The organism is Levilactobacillus parabrevis ATCC 53295 (genome assembly GCF_001434055.1).
GTDB lineage: Bacteria > Bacillota > Bacilli > Lactobacillales > Lactobacillaceae > Levilactobacillus > Levilactobacillus parabrevis.
Genome location: NZ_AZCZ01000110.1, coordinates 1 through 508 on the forward strand (window position 1 = coordinate 1; position 508 = coordinate 508).

Consider the following 508-nt stretch of genomic DNA (forward strand, 5'->3'; position numbering starts at 1 on the left):
CACTTCAATTTTAAATCGGGCAAGTAAAATTGCTTTACATTTATCGTGCTAAGGTATTGCATTCGGTCTCTGGGTTCTGTATAATTACATACGTTGAAATTAAGATTTCCGGTACAGGAATTCTCATTCGGAGGTGAAATTTTCATGCCAATTATCAAATCAGCAATCGAACGTGCCAAGACCAACGTTAAGGCCAACGAACGTAACTCAGCACAATTAAGCACGATGCGGACTGCCGTTAAGCGCTTCGAAGAAGCCAAGACGGCCGGTGCCGACAACGCGGAAGAATTATACCGTTTAGCTAGTGCTGCTGTTGACCACGCCGCTTCTAAGGGCTTGATCAAGAAGAACAAGGCATCTCGTGACAAGTCACGGATGGCTGCACGTTTAGCTAAGTAATCAATTAATCAAACAGATTAGATGATGCAATTCAGGGGGTCGACCATTCTGGTCGACCCCCTTTTTTGATACGCTTTATGCCGTTTGTCCCCCGGCGAATTGCGGTTCT

The 508-nt window shown here is 45.1% G+C and carries 1 protein-coding gene; it reads left to right on the plus strand.

Annotated elements, in window-relative coordinates:
* The first annotated feature begins 144 nt into the window (after positions 1 to 144).
* Complete coding sequence (gene rpsT / locus FD07_RS11960) at positions 145 to 399, plus strand: 30S ribosomal protein S20 (RefSeq protein ID WP_056990141.1); 255 nt, start codon at positions 145 to 147, stop codon at positions 397 to 399.
* Positions 400 to 508: the final 109 nt, after the last annotated feature.